We start from the raw sequence: 21,708 nt of genomic DNA, 5'->3' as shown, positions 1-21,708 counted from the left end.
TTGCGAGATTGCCTCAAGGGAGCCGCTCAATGGAATTCCTGTTGTTTATCTTCGGCGTGTTCACGCTGAGCGTCGCCTGGCGCGCGCGCACGGAAGCGAAGCAGGCACGCAAGATCGCCACGGAGTTGCAGCGGGAAGTGGACGCGCTGCGCGAGATGCAAACGACGATGCAGCGCGCCGCCGCGCCGCAAGCACCACAGCAAACGCCACCGCAAGCAGCTCAGCCTGCGCGCCCGGCTGCACCGACGCCTGTCTATGGGCCGATACAGACCACCATCCTGTCGCCACGTCCACCGCAGTCCGCGCCTGTAGCAGCGCCGGCGCCGGTAGAAGCACCCGCGCCCGCAGCGCCATCGCCCGCTCCCGCCGAACCTGCTCCACCGCCATCGCCGGCGCCCCGGCCTGAACCAACGCCGCCGCGATGGCTGGTGGCCGCCAAGGCCTGGCTGTTCGGCGGCAACCTGGTCGCCAAGCTTGGCTTGCTGATCCTGTTCATCGGCGTCAGCTTCCTGCTCAAGTACACGGCCGCCCGCGTGACGGTGCCGATCGAATTTCGCCTGGCCGGCATCGTGCTGGCCGACATCGCGCTGCTGGCCTGGGCCTGGCGCATACGCTTGAGCCGTCCCGCCATCAGCCTGCCGGTACAAGGCGCGGCGCTGGCCGTGCTGATGCTGGTGACCTTCGGCGCGTTCCGCCTGTACCAGCTGATCCCCGGCTCGCTGGCCTTCGCGCTGCTGTTCGTGCTGACCGTCTTCACCTGCCTGCTGGCGGTGCTGCAAGACGCCATGTGGCTGGCCATCTTCGGCATCGTCGGCGGCTTTGCCGCGCCCATCCTGGCGTCCACCGGCGGCGGCAGCCACATCGGACTGTTCTCGTACTACGCGCTGCTCAACGCCGGCGTGTTCGCGCTGGCTATGCTGCGCTCGTGGCGTCCGCTGAACCTGCTGGGCTTCGCCTTTACCTTCGCCATCGGCACCGCCTGGGGCGTGCTGCGCTACACGCCGGAAAATTATCTGTCGGTGCAATTGTTCCTGCTGCTGTTCTTTGCCTTCTACGTCTCGATTCCACTGGCGTATGCAAGCCGGCAATCAGTCAAGCTGAAGAACTATGTCGACGGCACGCTGGTGTTCGGCACGCCGATGCTGGGCTTCGGCCTGCAATTTGGCCTGGTGCACGGCTACCCATTCGGCGTGGCCTATTCGGCGCTGGCGCTGGGCTTGTTCTACATCGGCCTGGCCACCGTGCTGCGCCAGCGCGACAAGGTAGCCCTGCTGACCGACGCTTTCCTCGCGCTGGGCATCGTGTTCGGCACGCTGGCGATACCGTTCGCGCTCGACGGCCGCTGGACTTCCGCCGCGTGGGCGCTGGAAGGCGCGGGCATCGTCTGGATCGGGCTGCGCCAGAAACAGACAATGGCCTGGATGTTCGGCCTGCTGGTGCAAGCCGGCGCCTGGTTGTCATTCTTCGGCACAGTCAGCGGGATGTCGCCGGAAAGTGCCATGGAATCCAATCTGTGGCTGGGCTTCATCCTGCTGTCCGTCACGGCCTTCCTGATGGCGACGCGCTTCCGCGCACAGCAGGACAGCGGCACGAAATTATTTACCGCGCTGGCGGCGCTGTTCCTCGCGTTCGCATCGATCTGGCTGGTCGCCGGCGCCTGGACCGAAATCTTCCTGCGCACCGACGGCGCCAGCCAGGCCAACCTGCTGGTGGTCAGCGCACTGGTCGCGGCGGCGGCGCTGTACTTCATCGCCCGCAAGATGGCGTGGCAACTGGCCAGCGGTTTCGCCTTGATCGCGCAGGCCGTTGCCGGCGTGATGCTGGCCATCCTGGCGCTGACGCAATGGAACTGGGCCTCCGCGACACCCGACCTGTTCGACCGGCCGATACTGGGCGCGGCCATGATCTGCGCCGGCGCCCTGTTCAGCAGCTGGGCGCTGATGCGGCACGATGGCCAGGAACCCGGCACCGCCACCTACGGCCTGTCGCGCCTGGCGATGCTATGGGCCGGCCTGTGGTGGTTCGCCCTGATCCTGCCCGACCTGGCCGGCTGGCTGTCGATCCGCTACCAGATCGCCACCACCGGCGCATGGGCCAGCGACGACATCCTCGGCCCCAGCATCTACGGCATGCTGCTCGCCGCCGGCACCGTGGCCATCGTCATGCTGGCGCGCCGCCTGCAATGGCGCAGCCTGCGCGTGTTGACGGCGCCGGCCTGGGTCGCCCTCTTGGTCGCCAGCGCACTGATGCTGGGCGGCCTGTATTTCGACAACCGCCTGCCCGTCGCATCCGTCTGGCTGGCCTACGCCGCGCTGTGGCTGACAGGCGAATGGCTGTTGCGCGTCTGGCCCGCCAACGGCTGGATGCTGCGCGACATGCCGCTGCAACTGCTGCACATCGTGCGCACCGGCGGCCTGTGGTTGATGATCTGGCCGGTCGCGGCGATCTGGATCACGCGCTGGCTGCACGGCGCCAGCGGCGCCGAAGCACAGCTGCTGGCCGACGCCGGCTGGGAGACCAGCGCCAGCTGGGCGCGCTTCATTCCGGCCTGGCTGATGATGGCCGCCGTCGGCTGGCTGATGCAGCGCAGCCGCGCCGGCGGCTGGCCGGTCGCGCCGCTGGCCGCGTGGTATCGGCGCCGCCTGATCCCGCTGGCCTGCGGCTGGGCGCTGCTGCTGGTCGCGGTCTGGAACCTGTCGCAGAACGGCGCCATGGCGCCACTGCCCTACGTGCCTTTGCTGAACCCGCTGGACCTGACGACCTGCTTCGCCATGCTGATGGCCTACGGCTGCTACCGCCTGCTGCACGACATGGACGCCGGCGGCACGTTGCGTCGGAACCTGCTCACCGCCTGGCCGCCGCACTGGGTGGCGCCGTTGCCGCTGCTGGCCGCGCTGGCCGGCTATGGCTGGCTCAACCTGGCGCTGCTGCGCACCGTCTCCAACTACATGAAAGTGCCGTACGAATTCGACGCCATGTTCGCCTCGCAATTCGTGCAGGCGATGCTGTCGCTGGTGTGGAGCATCACAGCGCTGCTGATGATGCGCTACGCCGTCAAGCGCGTGCTGCGCACCGTATGGATAGGCGGCGCGGTGCTGCTGGCCCTGGTGGTCGCCAAGCTGTTCCTGGTCGACCTGTCCAACGTGGGCGGCGTCGAACGCATCGTCTCCTTCGTCGGCGTGGGCGCGCTGATGGTCGGCATCGGTTATCTGGCGCCCTACCCTACCGAAACGGAAAAGACATGAAGAACATCCTGATCGCGGCAGTGGCCGCGTCGACCATCGCATCGGCGGCGGCCAGCGACGCACCGCAGGACTACACTCACCTGCTGCCGCTGACCACCAGCGCCAAACAGGGCGTGCTGCAAGTGCGGCTGCCCAAGGATGTCTACCTGCACGCGCGTTCGCCGCTGCTGGACGACGTGCGGATATTCGACGCCAGCGGCGCCTTGCAGCCGTTCGCGCTACGCACGCCGGCGCCGGCGACGCGCACCAGCCGGCGCGACCTGCCGTCGGCCATCTTCCCGTTGATGAGCACGGCCGCATCGGCCGGGCAGCTGGACCTGGATGTCAGCACGGCCACCGACGGGCGCCTGCTGTCCGTCAAGGTCCGCCCCGACAACGCGCGCGATAAGGCCGCCCAGCCACCGCACTTGGCGGGGCTGGTGCTCGACCTGGGCAAAGACGCGGCCGCCACACCGGTCAGCGCGCTGCGCTTCACGCTGCCGTCCGGCCAGCGCGAGTACAGCGCGCAGGTCTGGCTGGAGACCAGCGCCGACATGAAGCAATGGGATACCGTCGGCGCCGCCGACCTGAACTGGCTGGTCAACCAGGATGCGCAAACGCTGTCCAACGACCGGCTGGAGTTCGACGCCCGCAGCTTCCGCTACGCCCGGCTGAACTGGCGCAGCGGCACGCCGATCCAGTTCGCCGCGATCACGGCCGAGCAGCTGGTCCATGCCGACGTCGCCCAGCCCACCGAGCAACTGCTGCTGCAAGCGACAACCGGCAGGCAGGCGCAAGACCTGGCCTACGCCGTGCCGCCCGCCGTCGCGCCGAGCAAGGCCGGACTGCAATTCAGCGAGCCCAATGTCGTACTGTCCGGCACCCTGGGCATCTATCGCGAACTGCCCGCAAGGCAGGCAGGACAAGGCCCGGCATGGCGCTTCGATCCGCTCACCAGCGCGACGTTCTACCGCATCGCGCAAGGCGAGCAGGTGCGCAGTTCCGGCGACATCGAAGTACCAACCGTGCATGCGACGCAATGGGTGCTGCGGACCACGGCGCCAGCAACGGCAAGGCCCGCTTTGCGATTGAGCTGGCAACCGGCCACGCTGATTTTCCTCGCCAACGGCAACGGCCCCTACACGCTGGCGGTCGGCCGCGAGCGCGCCACGCCGGCCGTACGCGAGTTGAGCCAGGTCGCGCCTGGATTCTCCGATGCAGAATTGCAGAAATTGGAACAGGCCAGCGCCGGCCCGGCCACGCAGCAGCAAGGCAGCGGCGCGCAGGACGCCACTGCGGCGCTGACCGCAGCCACCGCCGCCCAGCAGCGCCTGGTTGTGCTGTGGGGCGTGTTGCTGCTGGGCGTGGCCGTGCTGGCGTTTATGGTTTGGCGCTTGCTGCGCCCATCACGTTCATGACGGCCAGCGTCATCGCCTGGGCGGCGGTCTTGATCGACGGCTCCGGCACCGGCGCGTAGTACGGCGAGTGGTTGAAGGCGATCGGCTTGCCGCCCGGCTTGGCCGCTTCGGCCACCGCCTTCGGATCGTAGACGCCGGTGAAGAAGAACATGCCCGGCACGCCCTCGTTGACGTAGGCCGAGAAGTCTTCGCTGGCCGTCATCGCTGGCATGCGCGCGACGTTGGCTTCGCCGAAGGCTTTTTTCAGCACGCCTTCGGTACGCTTGACCAGCGCATCGCTGTTGTCGATGGCGGCGCCACCGGTGATCAGCTCGACATCGGGCGCCGGCGCGTCAGCCATCGCGGCCGATGCGTTGGCGACGCGGCGCACGCCGGCCAGCAGTTTCGCCCGTACTTCCGGGCTGTATGAGCGTATCGTGCCACGCACGCGCACGGTGTCGGGGATGATGTTGCCGACCGTGCCGCCGTTGATCGCGCCGATGGTGACGACGCCGAATTCCTTGGGATCTTTCTCGCGGCTGATCACGGTCTGCACATCGACCACGAAGCGGGCGGCGATGGTGATCGGATCCAGCGCCTTGTCCGGCGCCGAGCCGTGGCCGCCGCGGCCCTTGAAGGTGATTTCAATCGCGTCCGAGTTCGACGACACCGGCCCGCTGTTGTAGCCGATGGTGCCATGGGCCAGCGGCCAGGTATGCAGCGCGAAGGCGTAGTCCGGTTTCGGGAAGCGCTTGAACAGGCCGTCGTCCAGCATGGCCTTGGCGCCGCTGACGGTTTCCTCGGCCGGCTGGCCGATGAACATCAGCGTGCCCTTCCACTGCGACTTCAGCGCCACCAGCGTGCGCGCCGCGCCCAGCCAGGCGGTCATGTGGACGTCGTGGCCGCAGCTGTGGGCCACCATCGTGTCCTTGCCGTCCAGCAGCGCATGCGCCTTGCTGGAATAGGCGTAGCCGGACTTCTCCTCCATCGGCAGGCCGTCCAGCTCGGTGCGCACCAGCACGGTCGGGCCGGCGCCGTTCTTGTAGATGGCCACCACGCCGGTCTTGCCGACTTTTTCCGTCACCTCGAAGCCGATCGCGCGCATCTCGGCGGCCAGCTTGGCGGCCGTGCGTTCTTCCTGGAAGGCGATTTCGGGATGCGCGTGCAGATCCTTGTAGATCGCATCGAGCTTGGGATACATGCCGTTGATCTGGCTGGCGACGGCGGACGCGTCCTGCGCCTGGACGGCGTGGATGCACAATAATGCGGCAAGCGGGAGCAGCTTCATCGGTGATTTCCTGGTCTGGGGATAAGCAAACCAGCATACCACCGGCGGATCAGGCTGTATGCAACTTCATCGTGGCGGCGTCGAACTTGCCTTCGACGATCTGCGGCATCACCAGCAGCGACTTGTCGATGGCTTGTTCGATCAACTCCTGGTCTTCGCGGCGCGGGCGGTGCAGCACGAAATCCGCCACCTGCTGCTGCAGGCTGAGCGTGCGCGGATGGCCGATGCCGAGGCGCAGCCGCCAGTAGTCCTGCGTGCCGAGCGCGGCGGTGATGTCCTTCAGGCCGTTGTGGCCGCCCGAGGAGCCGCCTTTTTTCAGGCGCGCGGCGCCGGGCATCAGGTCCAGCTCGTCGTGCACGACCAGCACTTCGTCCGGCAGGATCTTGAAGAAGCGGCACAGGCCGCCGACCGACTGGCCGGAGCGGTTCATATACGTCTGCGGCTCCAGCAGATAGACTTCCTGGCCGGCGACCGAGCCCTTGGCCATCAGCGCGTTGTACTTGGTCTCGCGTTGCAGGCGCGCGCCGATGTCGTTGGCGAGGTTGTCCACCAGCCAGAAGCCGGCGTTGTGACGGGTTTGTTCGTATTCGGGGCCGGGATTGCCGAGGCCGACGATGAGACGTATAGGCATGACGTGTGGTCGGTAAAAGAGAAACGTGATTATCGCTTAAGTCAGCGTTTTAAAACAAAAACCCCCGCCGGCATGACAGCACTGGCGGGGGTTTTCTCCTGCAACCGCCCGAAGGCGGCGTCAGTGATTACTTCTTGGCTTTAGCGGCTGGCTTAGCGTCAGCAGCTGGAGCTTCAGCGGTAGCAGCGGCTTCAGCAGCTACGTGACCAGCAGGTACCGAAGCGGTAGCGATGGTCAGGTTCGAACCGTGGGTGATCGCGGTTACGCCAGCTGGCAGAACCAGGTCAGCGATGTGCAGCGAGTGACCAACGTCGATGGTCGACAGGTCAACGGTGATGAACTCTGGCAGGTCTTTTGGCAGGCACGAAACTTCGATTTCGTTAGCTACGTGGCTGATGGTTGCGCCGTGCAGTTTGACTGCTGGGGACACGTCAGCGTTAGCGAAGTGCAGAGCCACTTTCATGTGCACTTTGGCGTTTGCGTCAACGCGCTGGAAGTCAGCGTGCAGAACCAGTTGTTTGAACGCGTGGACTTGGAAGTCACGCAGCAGAACTTGCTGGGTCTTGCCATCGATTTCCAGATCCAGGATCGACGAGTGGAAGGCTTCTTTTTTCAGCGCGTGGTACAGGGCGTTGTGATCCAGGGAGATGGTCACTGGCGCTTCGGTACCGCCGTAGATGATGCCAGGGGTTTGGCCCGAATTGCGCAGGCGGCGGCTCGCTCCGGAACCTTGCAATTCGCGTTTGAATGCAACAACTTTCATGTGTAACTCCAAAAATAACAGGGCTCGCGCCCCGTGTTATGAAGCCCCCGCGACCAGGGTGCTTCGAAAATGAGCTGACTGCGCTCATGAAACCGGGAAAAGCAAAGGCGCGACAGGCAATTTATGCCTGTCGCGCCATGAAAAACTGGCTAAATCGTTTATCTTTAGTCGATAAACAGGGAGATCACGGAATCGCCCTTGATGATGCGTTTGAACGTCTCGGCCAGCAGCGGTGCGCAGGTCAGTTGACGGATCTTGCCGCAAGCCTTGGCCGCGTCGGACAGTGGAATCGTGTCCGTCACGACCAGCTCGTCCAGCGACGAATTGGTGATGCGCTCGATTGCCGGGCCGGACAGCACTGGGTGCGTGCAATACGCGATCACTTTCTTCGCGCCGCGCTCTTTCAGCACTTCGGCAGCCTTGACCAGGGTACCTGCGGTGTCGACCATGTCATCCATGATCACGCAGTTACGGCCTTCGACTTCACCGATGATGTTCATCACTTCCGAAACGTTGGCCTTAGGACGACGCTTGTCGATGATGGCCAGGTCGCAGCCCAGGCGTTTTGCCAGGGCGCGCGCACGTACCACACCGCCGACGTCCGGCGATACCACCAGCAGATCCTGGTAGTTCTTCTTCTGCAGGTCGCCCAGCAGAATTGGCGAAGCGTAAATATTGTCAACCGGGATATCGAAGAAGCCCTGGATCTGGTCTGCGTGCAGATCCATGATCAGGACGCGCTCGACGCCCGCTTCTTCCAGCATGTTCGCGACCACTTTGGCCGAGATCGCAACGCGCGCCGAACGTGGGCGACGGTCTTGACGGGCATAGCCGAAGTAAGGGATAGCTGCGGTGATACGGCCAGCGGACGCGCGTTTCAGGGCGTCGACCATCAGGATCAACTCCATCAGGCTGTCGTTGGTTGGAGCACAAGTCGATTGCAGAACGAACACGTCTTTACCGCGGACGTTTTCGTTAATCTCAACCATCACTTCGCCGTCCGAGAATTTCGAAACGTTTGCCTTGCCGAGAGGGATGCCGAGATTTTTAGCGACTCCTTCTGCCAATGCAGGATTAGCGTTGCCGGTAAAAACCATCAGGTTTTCGAAAGCCATTGGGAGTCCCAGAGATAGTCGATGAAATTTTTTGAAAAGTCGCCAGCGAAAACCGCGCGGCGCTGTACTTAGAACTTAGGGTATGGTTCGCGCTGGGGCGACGCCATCTTTGCTCTACCTGGCCGGAGACAGCTTGCGCCTCGACGGGTCCAGATACAAACGAATGGCAGGGGAACAAGGATTCGAACCTTGGTATGCTGGAATCAAAATCCAGTGCCTTAACCAGCTTGGCGATTCCCCTACGCAACTGACTGCTTGTCGTTACATGGCCGGTATTTTACAGCCATTTTCACGCTAAGCCAAATTTTTTTACCGCCTCACAACTTTTCGATGATCGGGTGGCGATTCAGCGCTTTTGCTTTCCAGGCCTTCCACTTCGCCGGTACTTTTGCAAGCACCGCATCCGCTTCGTTCTCGGTTGCTACCGCACTGAACACGCAAGCACCGGAGCCAGTCATCCTGGCGTCACCGTAAGCACTGAGCCATTCTATCGCCTCTGCTACCGGCGGGAATAACTTCGTTGCTACTTGCTGCAAGTCGTTCTTTCCAAACCCTTTTAAACCGATTCGATTTTCGAGGTGGCTGGAAAAGTCCGTTATTATGACGACCGGAGTATCCCTTGTCAAATGTTCTGAGCAAAAAATTGCTGCCGTCGGCACCGCGACGCCCGGTTCGATGACGACATACCAACAATCCGGCGCTGTTACTGGCCGCATGGCCTCCCCTACGCCCTCGGCAAAGGAGGTCTGGCCGAAGATGAAGAACGGGATGTCCGCGCCCAGCGGCAGGCCCAGCGCCATCAACTCTTCCTTGCTTAGACCGGCCCGCCACAAATGGTTCAACGCCATCAGCGTGGTGGCCGCGTCGGACGAACCGCCGCCCAGGCCGCCGCCCATGGGCAGGATCTTGTCGATGGCGATGTCCGCGCCGGCCGGCAGCGCGCCGGTGCGGCGCAGCACCTCGGCTTGCAGCAGCCGGGCGGCGCGGATAATCAGGTCGCTGTCTTCCGGCACGCCGGGCAGGTCGGTCACGCGGCGGATCTCGTGGTCGCCGCGCAGCTCGAAGTGCAGCGTGTCGCCGTGGTCGATCAACTGGAACACGGTTTGCAGCAAATGGTAGCCGTCGGCGCGGCGGCCGTTCACGTGCAGGAAAAGGTTGAGCTTGGCCGGAGCCGGGCAATTCTTCAGACTGGTCATGGTGCTGCTTATTCTGCGTTCGGACGGATGGCGATGCGTATCGTCAGGTCATCCACCTGCCCCGCGCCCAGGCGCGTGAGGTCGATGAGTTTAGGTTGCGGTACGGCCGCTTTGTCGTCTTGCCATGTGGCGTATTCGACTTTCCAGCCGTCGCGGGTGATCACCGTGTCGTTGGCCGGCGAGGCGACGAAGCGCTTGCCGCTGGCGTCGGTGGCGTAGCCTTGCAGCCATTCGCGCAAGCCGGAGACCGGCAGCGTCCAGCCCAGCGCCTGCGCGGTCAGGCTGTCGAGGTCGGACGCGGTGCGCGGCTCCTTGCCGCTTTGCTTCAACGTGGCCAATCCCGGCGTGACATTGATGACGGCGAGGATCTGGCCGGTCGGCGAGATCAGGTTGACGTCGGTGTCGGCCTTGGTCTGCTGCCAGGTGAACTTGCCGATCAGCGATTCGCGCTTGCCGTCCTTGCTGTAGTGGATGGAGATGCCGCCGCCCAGCGCGATATTGTCGCTGTAGGGCGCGACCACGGCGGCCGAGCGCGGCCCGGAAGTGGTGGCGCAGCCGGCCAGCACGGAAGCCGCCAACACGGTGGCCAGCATGGCGGCGGGCGCGCGGCGGCGCAGGTTGAATAAGGTCATCAGGTATCGCTTACAGGCTTTGGTTCAAACGGGCGAGCGTGCTTTTCAGCGCGTCGTTCTTCGGGTCTTTGGTTTGCGCTTCCTGCCACATCTGCTGGGCGCCGGTCTTGTCGCCCTTGACGAACAATACCTCGCCCAAGTGGACGGCGATTTCAGGATCGCCGCGCAAGGCGTAGGCGCGGCGCAGCAAGGCTTCCGCTTCGTTCAGGTTGCCCATGCGGTACTGCACCCAACCCATGCTGTCCATGATGAAGGGATCGCCCGGCGCCATCTTCATGGCCTTGTCGATCAGTGAGTAGGCTTCCGGTAAACGCTCGTTGCGCTCGGCCAGCGAGTAGCCCAGCGCGTTGTAGGCGTGCTGGTTGTCGGGCGCGGCGATCATCACCTGGCGCAGCGCCTTTTCCATCAGCTCCACCTGGCCCAGCTTTTCGGCGACCAGCGCGAAGTCGTACAGCAGGTCGGGATTGTCCGGATAGCGCTTGACGGCGTTTTCCAGCACCGTGTAGGCGGCACGGTTGTCGCCGGCGTCGCGCAGGATTTGCGCGTCGGCCTGGAAGATCTGCGCCTGGTCGACCGCCTCGGACGGCTTCAGCTCGGCCAGCTGCTTGCGGGCTTCGTCGACATTGCCCTTGCGGGCCGTCAGCTGCGCCATCTTCATGCGCGCGGCCAGGTAGATTTTTTCATCGGCGCCGTCGACCTTGTCCAGCCAGTTGTAGGCGGCGTCGAAGTCGTTGCGCTGCTCGGCGATCTGCGACAGTATCATCAGCACCTTGGACGGGTCGCGCTCGTCGCTCGGATGGTCGGCCAGCACCTTGATGAAATCGGTGAAGTATTTTTCCGCGTTGGGGATGTCGTTGGACTGCATCGACATCACGCCCAGCGCGTACAGCGTGGCCAGGTTGTCCGGCTGGTCTTTCAGCAGGGTCAGGAATTCCTTGCGGGCGGGTTCGGTCTGCTTGGCGTCGGCCAGGATGCGGGCATAGGCGGCGCGCACTTCACGCGATTTCGGATACTTGTCCAGGAAGGTCGACAGCACCTTCAACGCGGTGTCGATGTCGCCGGACACCTGCGCCGTGGTCAGGATGGCCAACTCGGAATCGGGCTTGATTTGCAGCGCCTGTTCCGCCTCGGCGCGGGAGCGCTCGTTGTCGCCCAGCGCGAAAGCGCCCTGCGCCAGGATCAAATGGCTTTCCAGCGTGCCGCTGTACGGCGCCAGCACGCGGTCTTCCAGTGCGAAGGCGGCGCTCTTGTCCTTGGCGCGCAGCAGGAACTGCTGCATCTGGAACATGGCCAGCGGACGCGCCTGCAGCGGCGCGGCCCTCAGGCGTTCGACAAAGATCTGCTCCGCTTCGCCCAGGTCGTCGTTGACGACGGCGAAGCCGAGGAAGTATTGGGTGGCCTCGTCCGAGTCCGGCGCCAGGCTGCGCCACAGGCGGATGGCCGACAGCGCTTCCGGCCCCTGCTTGGCGGTCAGCGCCATTTCGGCGGCGCGGCGCGCCAGGCGCGGATCGCGCGTTTGCTGCGCCAGCGCCAGCATGGTGATGTAGGCGCCCTGCCACTGCCCCTGCTTGAATTCCAGCTCGGCCTTGGTGATGCGGAACAGCATATCGCTGGTCAGCTCGACATCGGGCAATACCTCCGCGGCCGGCGCCGGTGCGGCGACAACCGGCGCAGGACTCTCCGCAGCCGCGTCGGCTGGCGCCGCAGTGGCGGACTCCGCCTCTTTTTGCGGCGCGACGGCGCACGCGGACAGCAAGGCGGAGAGGGTTACAATGGCGAAAGCGTTTTTCAAGGGAAGATCCTGGCAAGTCGGCAAAAGGTACAGATGCATCGGATTTTACGCGCAACACACCGATTGCGTCTTTTGACTAGTGTAACCAAATATTCCGCCACGACCAGAGTCAGCCGCCTCATTATTTCGACTGTTTGCGAGCCAGATGCCAGAATTACCAGAAGTTGAAGTCACCCGGCGCGGCGTTGCGCCGCATATCGAGGGACGCACCGTGCATCAGGTGGTGCTGCGCCGCGAAGGCTTGCGCTGGCCGTTTCCGGCGCAGCTGCCGCAGCTGCTGGCCGGCCACCAGGTGCTGCGCACCGGCCGCCGCGGCAAATACCTGCTGCTGCACTTTGACCATGGCACGCTGATCATCCACCTCGGCATGTCGGGCCACCTGCGGATCATGCCGTCCGATATCGAGCCGGAAAAACATGATCATTTTGATCTCGTGGTCGAGACTCCGGACGGCCTGCGCGTGCTACGCATGAAGGACCCGCGCCGCTTCGGCGCCGTGCTGTGGCACGACGACGCCGACGGCCTGCTGGAACACCACGTGCTGCTGCGCGAACTGGGCGTGGAGCCGCTGGAGGCTGGCTTCAGCGGCAAATTGCTGTACGATCAAACCCGGCAGCGCAGCGCGCCCGTCAAGCAGGTGCTGCTGGCGGGCGATATCGTTGTCGGCGTCGGCAATATTTATGCTTCGGAAAGCTTGTTCCGCGCCGGCATCAACCCGAAGACGCCGGCCAAACGCATCAGTCTGGCCCGCTACGACAAGCTGGCGCAGGCCGTGCGCGAGATCCTGGCCGAGGCCATCGTCCAGGGCGGCAGCACGCTGCGCGATTTTATTAGCGTCAACGGACAATCCGGGTATTTTCAGCAGAGTTATTTCGTCTATGATCGTGCAGGCGTCCCCTGCAAGGTATGCGCGGCGCCGATACGGCAGATCAAGCAGGGGCAACGGTCCACGTTCTACTGTGTGAATTGCCAAAAATAAGGGCAGAACATGATGGTCAGGGATTTCGAGCAATACAGCGCCTGGCGGCAAGGCGTCGTCACGGCGTTGAAAGATTATCAATCCTGGGTTGCTGGCGCGTCCCTGACCGACGCCGCCACCGACCAGCGCATCGTGCGCACCTTGGCGCGGCTGGCCGACGATAAATTGTCGGTGGCCTTCGTCGCCGAATTCTCGCGCGGCAAATCGGAGCTGATCAACGCCATTTTCTTTGCCGACTACGGCCAACGCATCCTGCCGTCCGCCGCCGGCCGCACCACCATGTGCCCGACCGAGTTGATGTACGACGCCAGCTTCGCGCCGTCGATCCGCCTGCTGCCGATCGAGACGCGGGCCGAGAACCTGTCCACCAGCGATTACCGCGACCAGCCCGCCGCCTGGACCGTGCTGCCGCTGAACCTGGACGCCGGCGCCGACATGCACGAGGTGTTCAAGCAGGTCAGCATGACGCGCCACGTGCCGGTGGAGGAAGCCAAGCGCTACGGCCTGTACGACGAGGACGATCCCGACATGCCGGTCACGCTGGATGATGCCGGCCTGGTCGAGATTTCGCTGTGGCGCCATGCGATCATCAACTTCCCGCATCCGCTGTTGAAGCAAGGCCTGGTGATCCTCGACACGCCGGGCCTGAACGCCATCGGCACCGAGCCGGAATTGACGCTGAACCTGATCCCGAACGCGCACGCGGTGCTGTTCATCCTGGCCGCCGACACCGGCGTGACCAAGAGCGATATCGAAGTCTGGCGCAACCACATCGGCGCCGGCGCGGGGCGGCTGGTGGTGCTCAACAAGATCGACAGCATGTGGGACGAGTTGCGCAGCGAGGCCGAGATCAATATCGAGATCGAACGCCAGCAGGCCAACGTGGCGCACGTGCTGGCGCTGGAGCCGCGCCAGGTGTTCCCGGTGTCGGCGCAGAAGGCGCTGGTGGCCAAGATCAACCAGGACCCGGCGCTGCTGGAGCGCAGCCGCCTGCAGACGCTGGAAGGCGCGCTGTTCAACGAGCTGATTCCGGCCAAGAAGGAAATCGTGCGCAAGCAGCTGAGCGAGGAATTGCAGGCGCTGAGCGCGGCGCAGCTGGCGATGGTGAACGCGCGCAGCCGCGGCGTGGTCGAACAGCTGCATGAGCTGAAGGGTTTGCGCGGCAAGAACCAAAGCGTGATCGCCCACATGATGCGCCGCATCGACGTCGAGAAAAAAGAGTTCGACGCCAGCCTGTTCAAGCTGCAGGCCACGCGCGCCGTGTTCACGCGCCTGTCCACCGAGCTGTACACCAACATGGGCATGGACATCGTGCGCGACGATATCGAACAGGTGCGCCAGGAGATGCAGCGCAGCCGCTTCTTCACCGGCGTGCGCGAGGCGGTGCGCAACTACTTCGAACGCATCCGCGCCAGCCTCGACGCGGCCGAGCACAAGACCGTGGAGATCAGCGAGATGATGGGCGTGATGTACCGCCGCTTCTCCAACGAGCATGGGCTGACCCTGGCCTTGCCGATGCCGTTTTCGCTGGAGCATTACCGCGAGGAGATCGCGTCCATCGAGGCGATCTACTACAAGCAGTTCGGCACGGCGACCTTGCTGACCACCAGCCGCGTGGTGTTGATGGAGAAGTTCTTCGACACCATCGCCTCGCGCGTGCGCGGCTGCTTCCGCGCCGCCAACAACGATGCGGAGGCCTGGCTGAAGGTGATCATGGCGCCGCTGGAGGCACAGATCCGCCAGCATAAGGATCAGTTGAAACACCGGCTGGCGTCGATCCAGCGCATCCACGATGCGACCGACAGCCTGGAACAGAAAATCGACGCGTTTGAAGGCAGCCAGCAGGAGCTGGAGGCGCAGAAGGCGCGGCTCAATGAATTGGCGGGGCAGATCAGCATCGCCATCAACGCGGAATTCGTGGCGCTGGACGCCGCAGCTTAGAGTTTAGGAAAAGAATGAAAGTTGTAGCAGTAGAGAATTTTGCAGATCCCAGTTTTTCGGCCGATCTGATCGGCTGGCAAAAAGTGCATGGGCGCCATGTGCTGCCGTGGCAGAACACGCGCGATGCGTATCTGATCTGGCTGTCGGAAATCATGTTGCAGCAGACGCAGGTGTCGGCGGTACTGGGTTATTACGCGCGCTTCCTGGAACGCTTCCCTACCCTGCGCGATCTGGCTTCAGCGCCGGTCGAGGATGTGATGGCGCAGTGGAGCGGCCTGGGCTACTACACTCGCGCGCGCAACCTGCACAAGTGCGCGCAGCGCGTGGTGGCGGAGTATGACGGCGTGTTTCCGTCCGATCCGCTGCTGTTGGCGGACTTGCCCGGCATCGGCCGTTCGACGGCGGCGGCGATCTCGGCGTTTTCCAGCGGCACGCGGGCGGCCATCATGGACGGCAACGTCAAGCGCGTGTTCGCGCGCGTGTTCGGCATCGACACCTATCCCGGCGAGCGCAAGACCGAGGAGGCGATGTGGCGCCGCGCCGAGGCGCTGCTGCCTGAGCAAGGCATCGAATCGTACACGCAGGGCTTGATGGACATGGGTGCGACCTTGTGCACGCGCAGCAGTCCGTCGTGCGAACGTTGTCCGATGCAGCCGCGCTGCGTGGCGTTTTCCAGCAACCGCACCAAGGATCTGCCGGTGCGCAAGCCGAAGAAGGCCAGCCCGGAAAAGCATGCGGTGATGCTGGCGATTATCGACGGCGGCCAGGTGCTGCTGGAGCAGCGTCCGCCAAGCGGCATCTGGGGCGGTTTGTTGTCGCTGCCGGAGTTGGATGGCCATCTGCTGGCCGAGGACGATGAAGTGGAAGCAGTCGATGATGCCGCGCTGATGCTGGCGGTGAGCAAATTCGGCGAGATGGAATCGCACGAGCGGCTGTCGACGGTGACGCATGTGTTCACCCACTACAAGCTGCACATCGCGCCCTACCGCGTGACCTTGGCGCGCCGCCTGACGATGGCCGCCGAATCCGGCCACGTCTGGTACGACGCCGCCAAAATCCCCGACGCCCCGCTACCGGCGCCGATCAAGAAACTGCTGCTGGAACTGGTAGGCGACAGCAAGGCCGCGCAGCAAAGGATGTTTTAAGGCCAGACCTTGACGACCGCCACCACCACGCCGGAAACGGTGAGGATGGTAGCGAAGGACCAGCGCACCATGCGGCTCTCAAGCTCGGAGATATCCAACCTTAGCGCGGCAATTTTTTCGCAGAGCTTACTGTCCACTGCGGCCAGATCCTCTTTCGTTACGTAATTGGACTGAATCACGGCGACCCGCGCTTCCAGCAGTGCCACATCCTCCTTCGTCACGTAGTTGGACTGAATTACAGTCACGCGAGCTTCCAACTGGACCAAGTCTTCCTTCGTCGCGTAATTGGATTGGATGACGGCGACCCGGCCGTCCAGTTTTGCCATGTCTTCCTTGGTAACGGACTGGCCGCGTGCCGCCAACGCCTCCGCTGCAAGCGAGGCAACCTCGACCTCGACCGAGGTCAGGCGCCGATCCAGTTGGGTGATTTGCTCGTCCATCGAGCCATCATGCGCCGAACACTGTTGGTGCTCAAGACCGCACGATTGAGCCCACTCAAAGCTCGTCGAGCGAGAACAGGCGGCGGTGTTCGCGGATGGCGTAGCGGTCGGTCATGCCGGCGATGTAGTCGGCGATCTTGCGCGCCTGCTTGCCAACGTCGCCCGATTTGTCCTGGTAATCCGGCGGCAGCAGCACCGGTTCGGCCATGAAGGCATGGTACAGCTCGCGCACGATGCGGCTGGCCTTGACCCGCATGCGGTTGACCTTGTAGTGACGGTAGAGATTCTCGCGCAGGAAGCGCTTGAGCTCGGTCGCGTCCTTGCGCATCGGATCGGAGAAGCGTATCAGCGGCGGCGCCGCGCGCACCTCGTCGATGCTCTTGGGCGCGGCGTCGGCCAGCAGCGCGCTGGAGGTGGCGATCAGATCGTCGGCCAGCGCGGTGATCAGGCGGCGCAAGGTTTCATAGATCGCGCGGCGGCCAGACAAGCCAGGGAAGGTCACCTGCACATCGCGCCACAGCCGCGCAAAAAACTCCACCTGCTCCAGCTGCTCGATGGTGATCAGGCCGGAACGCAGGCCGTCGTCGATATCGTGGCTGTTGTAGGCGATCTCGTCGGCGAGGTTGGTCAGCTGCGCCTCCAGCGACGGCTGGGTGCGGTCGATGAAGCGCTGCGCCACCGGCCCCAGCAAGCGCGCATTGTTCAGCGAGCAGTGCTTGAGGATGCCCTCGCGGGTTTCGAACATCAGGTTCAGGCCGTTGTAGGCGCCGTAGTGTTCTTCCAGCTCGTCGACCACGCGCAGGCTTTGCAGGTTGTGCTCGAAGCCGCCGTGGTCCTGCATGCATTCGTTGAGCACGTCCTGGCCGACGTGGCCGAACGGCGTGTGGCCCAGGTCGTGCGCCAGCGAGATGGCTTCCACCAGGTCTTCGTTCAGCCGCAGGTTGCGCGCCAGCGAGCGGCCCACCTGCGCCACTTCCAGGCTGTGCGTCAGCCGGGTGCGGAACAGGTCGCCCTCGTGGTTGAGGAACACCTGGGTCTTGTATTCCAGCCGGCGGAAGGCCGAGGAATGGATGATGCGGTCGCGGTCGCGCTGGAACTGGCTGCGCGAGGCGTGCGCCGTTTCGTCGAAGCGGCGCCCCACGCCGCCCGCCGAATGGGCCGCGTAGGGGGCGAGGAATTCGTCGGGCAGCATGGCGCTCCCCGCTTAAATGCTGGCGGCCAGCGTGGCCAGCAGCAGCTCTTGCGGCGCGTTGGTGATGCTTGGCGCACCCAGCGGTTTGAGCAGGATGAACTTGATGGCGCCGCCCTCGTTCTTCTTGTCGACCTCCATCAGCTCCAGCCAACGCTCGGTGCCCAGGTCGGGCGCCTTGACCGGCAGGCCGGCGGCCACCACCAGCGCACGCATGCGCGCCACGGTGGCCGCGTCGACCAGGCCCATGCGGTGCGACAGGTCGGCCGCCATCACCATGCCGCAGCCGACGGCTTCGCCGTGCAGCCACTCGCCGTAGCCCAGGCCGTTCTCGATGGCGTGGCCGAAGGTGTGGCCGAAATTCAGGATGGCGCGCAGGCCGCCTTCGCGTTCGTCCTGGCGCACCACGTCGGACTTGATCTCGCACGAGCGGGCGATGGCGTAGGCCAGCGCGCCCTTGTCGCGCGCCATCAGCTTGCCGATGTTGGCCTCGATCCAGTCGAAGAAGGCGGCGTCGATGATGGCGCCGTGCTTGATGACCTCGGCCAGCCCGGCCGACAGCTCGCGCGCCGGCAGGGTTTCCAGGGTCGAGGTATCGGCGATCACCGCGCGCGGCTGGTAGAACGCGCCTATCATGTTCTTGCCCAGCGGATGGTTGATGCCGGTCTTGCCGCCCACCGAGGAATCGACCTGCGACAGCAAGGTGGTCGGCACCTGGATGAAATCGACGCCGCGCATATAGCTGGCGGCCGCGTAGCCGGTCAGGTCGCCGATGACGCCGCCGCCCAGGGCGATCAGCGTGGTCTTGCGGTCGGCCTTGGCGGCCAGCAGCGCATCGAAGATCAGCATCAGGCTGGACCAGTTCTTGTGCTCCTCGCCGTCCGGCAGCACGATGGACGTGACCTGCTTGCCGGCCTGGCGCAAGCCGGCCTCGACGCGCTCCAGGTACAGCGGTGCGACGGTGGTGTTGGTGACGATGGCGACCTTGTCGCCGTTGACGTGACGGGCCAGCAGCATGCCGTCTTGCAGCAGCGCCGGGCCGATCGAGATGGGATAGCTGCGCTCGCCCAGCTCGACATTTAACAGGATGGTGGATTCTTCGTTCATCGATGGTTCGGCTTGTGTGACGCAGTTGGGCGAGGCTACGCAAGCCCGGGTTTCCAGCTGGGTCAGGATGGATTGAACCATCGATTGTACGTTAGGTCGGCCGGTATCGATGACGATATCGGCAATTTCCATGTACAAAGGATCACGGATCGCCATCAATTCTTCGAGTTTTTTGCGCGGATCGGCCGTTTGCAACAGCGGCCGGTTCTTGTCGTGCGCGGTGCGCTGCAGGATGCTGTTGACGGTGGCGCGCAGGTAGATCACCGTGCCGCGCTGCTGCAGGTAGGCGCGGTTGTCCGGATTCAGGATGGCGCCGCCGCCGGTGGCCAGCACCAGGTCGGGCTGGGCGGTCAGCTCGCGGATCACGTCCGCCTCCCGTCGCCGGAAGCTCTGTTCGCCCTCGATTTCAAAAATCCACGGGATCGAGGCGCCGGTGCGGGCCTCGATCTCGTGGTCGGAATCGACAAACTTCAGTCCCAGCTTGCGCGCCAGGATGCGGCCGATGGTGGTTTTTCCTGCCCCCATCAGGCCGACTAGAAACACATTTTGCATTGAACCCCGGTATTAATTTGTATTGGTACAGGACGTCACGTCGATGCCGTACGGACTGTACCGGCCCGGCGGCGGCGTCCCCACCGTCGTGAAGTCGGTCCCCAAATAGGGCAGCCTGGTGTGGGTAGTATACAGCGCCTCGGTGCCCGACACCTGGCCGCGGATGGTCAGCACCACATCGATCCAGTTGGCGTGGTCGCGCGCATACGTCAGCGACACCACGGCCTGGCCGTTGACGTCGGTGGTCGCGGTCGGTGTCACGGCGACGGTACCGTTGCCCGGAGTCAATGTTCCGTCCTGGTTCAGGTCTTCGCCCGGCTGCATGATGTTATCACTGTTGACGTCCTCGTTGGCGCAGGCGAGCGGCAGCGGGTTGGCGCCGGAGAGGTCGAGCACCCACGGGCCGGTGGTGCCGACAAAGTACAGTTGGCCCTTGTAGTAGTAGCGCGGGCGCACCGAACTGGTCAGCTTGATGCCGGCGGCCGGGTTGCCGGCGGCGTCGGTCACGGTCACCGCGTAGTCGAGCTGGTAACTGGTCGAGCTCGGCACGCCGATGGTGTTACCGGTGCCCGCGCTGATCGAGGCGGCCCGCCGGGCCACGGTCAGCTGGACCTGGCCGGTGGCGTTCGACACACCCTGCAGCTGGGCCTGGACCACCACGCCGTTCAGCTTGGTGTCGTTGGGGCCGGCGATGTAGCTGACCGAGGCGGTGCCGTCGGCGCCGGTGGTGACCACCGATGGCTGCGTCAAGGTGCCGCCGCTCGGGTCGCTGACGAAGGAGAAGTTGACCACGGCGTTCTTGACCAGGTTGTTCTCCGATGTGCCGTCGAGCACGGTGGCGCGCAGCGTCGATTGCTGCACCGTGCTGCCGTTGGCGTTGACGCCGATGACCGCAGGGTCGGCCTGGATGCTGACGATCGCCGACGCCGTGTACGGTGCGACGAACTCCAGCAAGCCCTGGGTCGCCAGGCCGGTGACGCTGGAGGTGGCGGTCAGCGTGGCTATGCCGGGATTGACAGCGCGCACATAGGCGATGGCGTTGCCGTTCACCAGCGTCAGCGCGCTGGTGGCGGTAGCGCAGCCGACGTCGGAGTAGATGGCGCCGCGCGAGGTGTTGAGCGTGACGCCGCCTGTCTGCGGCACGCCGCCGATGTCGCTGTGGACCGCCACCTTCTGGCAGCTGTTGATGTTGGTGAGCGCCAGCGGTGCGCCGGCGCCGTCGACGCCGCTGACGGTGAAGTTGGTGGCGCTGACCACGATCGAGGCGTTGGCGATCTCGCCGGCCGAACGCACCACGATGGCGTCGGTGCCGGCCGTCTGCGCCGTATAGCTGAGCACCAGCTGGCCGCTGGAATCGGTGATGGCGGTGCCGCCGCCCTTGACGCTGAGCCGGTTGGCGCCGCCGGCGCTGAAGGTGACCGCCTGCCCAGGCAGCGCGCTGCCGGCCGAATCGACCAGCTTGACGGTGACGTCGGTGGCGGCGCCGACCTTGATGGAGCTGCTGTTGTTGATGCTCAGCTTGTTGCCGGTCACCTTGATCGGCAGCGTCTGCGTCTGGGCGCCGGCGGCGGACGCGGTGACGGTGACGGTGCGCGAGGTCGGATCGCTACCCCGGTCCAGCTTGGCCGTGACGCGGCCGTTGGCGTCGCTGACGCGGGTGGCATAGACCAGGTTGCCCGAGTCGACCTGCAGCGCCACCGCGACGCCCGGCAACACGTTGTTGGACGAATCCTTGACCACCACCGACACCGTCACTTCGCTGCCGGCCGCGCCGGACGACGCCAGCTCGCCGGGGTTGGAGGTCAGCGTCAGCGTCGGCATCGCCGTCACCACCTTGACCACGATCGCCGTCGAGGTCACCGTGCCGACGCTGGCGGTGAGGGTAATATCGCCCGCCGTCGGGCTATCCTTGATGCTGAGTTTTTCCACCACCTCGCCGTTGGTGTTGGTGATCCGGTTGGTGTTGGTGATGATGCCGGCGTTGGCCTTGAATGCCACCGTCTCGCCCGCCAGAGCGTTGCTGTTGGCGTCCTTGACGATGGCCGTCAGCGTCACCTCGGTACCGGCGACGCCGGACGAATCGATGGTGGCCGGGTCGGCCTTGAGGGTCACGGTGGCCACCTTGCTGACGACCGGCGGCGGCGTCGTGCCATCGCCGGTGCTGCCGGGCGAGCCGCCGCCGCCGCCGCAGGCGGCCAGCGCAGCGGCGACGCCGAGCGCCACCAGCCAGCGGCCGCTGCGGAGTATGGGTTGGGCCAGGCCCGAGGGGAGCGCGTATATCATGTCAGATCCTAGTTAAACGAAGTACGTGTTCTTG

The 21,708-nt window shown here is 64.5% G+C and carries 16 protein-coding genes and 1 tRNA gene; 5 read left to right on the top strand and 12 right to left on the bottom strand.

What is annotated here, in order from left to right:
- Window positions 1-29: 29 nt before the first annotated feature.
- Both D0T21_RS26185 and D0T21_RS26180 read left to right on the top strand, forming a co-directional pair.
- On the top strand, window positions 30-3,245 hold the full coding sequence (locus D0T21_RS26185) for a DUF2339 domain-containing protein (RefSeq protein WP_116992765.1): 3,216 nt from the start codon (window positions 30-32) through the stop codon (window positions 3,243-3,245).
- On the top strand, window positions 3,242-4,642 hold the full coding sequence (locus tag D0T21_RS26180; RefSeq protein WP_116992766.1) for a DUF3999 family protein: 1,401 nt from the start codon (window positions 3,242-3,244) through the stop codon (window positions 4,640-4,642). Before D0T21_RS26185 ends, D0T21_RS26180 begins: the two co-directional genes overlap by 4 nt.
- Here the strand turns inward: D0T21_RS26180 and D0T21_RS26175 are convergent.
- From D0T21_RS26175 to D0T21_RS26140, 8 genes are all read right to left on the bottom strand, one after another.
- Window positions 4,605-5,909, bottom strand: coding sequence for an amidohydrolase (locus D0T21_RS26175; RefSeq protein ID WP_116992767.1), 1,305 nt, complete (start codon window positions 5,907-5,909; stop codon window positions 4,605-4,607). The genes D0T21_RS26180 and D0T21_RS26175 overlap by 38 nt on opposite strands.
- Window positions 5,910-5,958: 49 nt before the next feature.
- Window positions 5,959-6,540 carry an aminoacyl-tRNA hydrolase gene (gene pth / locus D0T21_RS26170; protein ID WP_116992768.1) on the bottom strand — a complete coding sequence of 194 codons (582 nt, stop codon included), beginning with the start codon at window positions 6,538-6,540 and terminating at the stop codon, window positions 5,959-5,961.
- A gap of 127 nt (window positions 6,541-6,667) precedes the next feature.
- Window positions 6,668-7,303, bottom strand: a complete 636-nt coding sequence (locus tag D0T21_RS26165) for a 50S ribosomal protein L25/general stress protein Ctc (protein WP_116992769.1) — start codon at window positions 7,301-7,303, stop codon at window positions 6,668-6,670.
- 164 nt (window positions 7,304-7,467) lie between these two features.
- The gene (locus tag D0T21_RS26160; RefSeq protein ID WP_026334886.1) at window positions 7,468-8,418 is read right to left on the bottom strand and encodes a ribose-phosphate pyrophosphokinase; all 951 of its coding nucleotides are present in this window, start codon (window positions 8,416-8,418) and stop codon (window positions 7,468-7,470) included.
- Window positions 8,419-8,582: 164 nt separating this feature from the next.
- Window positions 8,583-8,659: transfer RNA gene (locus D0T21_RS26155), tRNA-Gln, on the bottom strand.
- Between the two features lie 76 nt (window positions 8,660-8,735).
- Window positions 8,736-9,614, bottom strand: a complete 879-nt coding sequence (gene ispE, locus D0T21_RS26150; RefSeq protein WP_116992770.1) for a 4-(cytidine 5'-diphospho)-2-C-methyl-D-erythritol kinase — start codon at window positions 9,612-9,614, stop codon at window positions 8,736-8,738.
- Window positions 9,615-9,622: 8 nt separating this feature from the next.
- Complete coding sequence (locus D0T21_RS26145; RefSeq protein ID WP_116992771.1) at window positions 9,623-10,246, bottom strand: outer membrane lipoprotein LolB; 624 nt, start codon at window positions 10,244-10,246, stop codon at window positions 9,623-9,625.
- Window positions 10,247-10,256: 10 nt separating this feature from the next.
- The gene (locus D0T21_RS26140; protein WP_116992772.1) at window positions 10,257-12,038 is read right to left on the bottom strand and encodes a tetratricopeptide repeat protein; all 1,782 of its coding nucleotides are present in this window, start codon (window positions 12,036-12,038) and stop codon (window positions 10,257-10,259) included.
- Window positions 12,039-12,183: 145 nt separating this feature from the next.
- Between D0T21_RS26140 and mutM the strand changes: the two genes are divergently transcribed.
- Genes mutM through mutY form a run of 3 tightly spaced genes read left to right on the top strand, consistent with a single transcriptional unit; the run spans window position 12,184 to window position 16,103 of the window.
- Complete coding sequence (gene mutM, locus D0T21_RS26135; RefSeq protein ID WP_116992773.1) at window positions 12,184-13,017, top strand: bifunctional DNA-formamidopyrimidine glycosylase/DNA-(apurinic or apyrimidinic site) lyase; 834 nt, start codon at window positions 12,184-12,186, stop codon at window positions 13,015-13,017.
- Window positions 13,018-13,029: 12 nt separating this feature from the next.
- On the top strand, window positions 13,030-14,958 hold the full coding sequence (locus D0T21_RS26130) for a dynamin family protein (RefSeq protein ID WP_116992828.1): 1,929 nt from the start codon (window positions 13,030-13,032) through the stop codon (window positions 14,956-14,958).
- 14 nt (window positions 14,959-14,972) lie between these two features.
- Complete coding sequence (gene mutY / locus D0T21_RS26125; protein WP_116992774.1) at window positions 14,973-16,103, top strand: A/G-specific adenine glycosylase; 1,131 nt, start codon at window positions 14,973-14,975, stop codon at window positions 16,101-16,103.
- On the opposite strand, the gene D0T21_RS26120 is transcribed toward mutY, so the two are convergent.
- From D0T21_RS26120 to D0T21_RS26105, 4 genes are read right to left on the bottom strand one after another with little or no spacing between them, the layout of a single operon-like run.
- The gene (locus D0T21_RS26120; RefSeq protein WP_116992775.1) at window positions 16,100-16,543 is read right to left on the bottom strand and encodes a hypothetical protein; all 444 of its coding nucleotides are present in this window, start codon (window positions 16,541-16,543) and stop codon (window positions 16,100-16,102) included. The genes mutY and D0T21_RS26120 overlap by 4 nt on opposite strands.
- Window positions 16,544-16,598: 55 nt before the next feature.
- Window positions 16,599-17,735 carry a deoxyguanosinetriphosphate triphosphohydrolase gene (locus D0T21_RS26115; protein ID WP_116992776.1) on the bottom strand — a complete coding sequence of 379 codons (1,137 nt, stop codon included), beginning with the start codon at window positions 17,733-17,735 and terminating at the stop codon, window positions 16,599-16,601.
- A 12-nt stretch (window positions 17,736-17,747) separates the two neighbouring features.
- Window positions 17,748-19,391: a bifunctional shikimate kinase/3-dehydroquinate synthase AroKB gene (aroKB, locus tag D0T21_RS26110; RefSeq protein WP_116992777.1), complete on the bottom strand. Its 1,644-nt coding sequence runs from the start codon at window positions 19,389-19,391 to the stop codon at window positions 17,748-17,750.
- 12 nt (window positions 19,392-19,403) lie between these two features.
- Window positions 19,404-21,674 (bottom strand): Ig-like domain-containing protein, encoded by a 2,271-nt coding sequence (locus D0T21_RS26105; protein WP_116992778.1) that lies wholly within the window; start codon window positions 21,672-21,674, stop codon window positions 19,404-19,406.
- Between the last annotated feature and the right edge of the window lie 34 nt (window positions 21,675-21,708).

This window comes from Duganella sp. BJB476, assembly GCF_003416895.1.
GTDB lineage: Bacteria > Pseudomonadota > Gammaproteobacteria > Burkholderiales > Burkholderiaceae_D > Rugamonas.
This window is presented reverse-complemented; position numbering and strand designations above follow the sequence as displayed.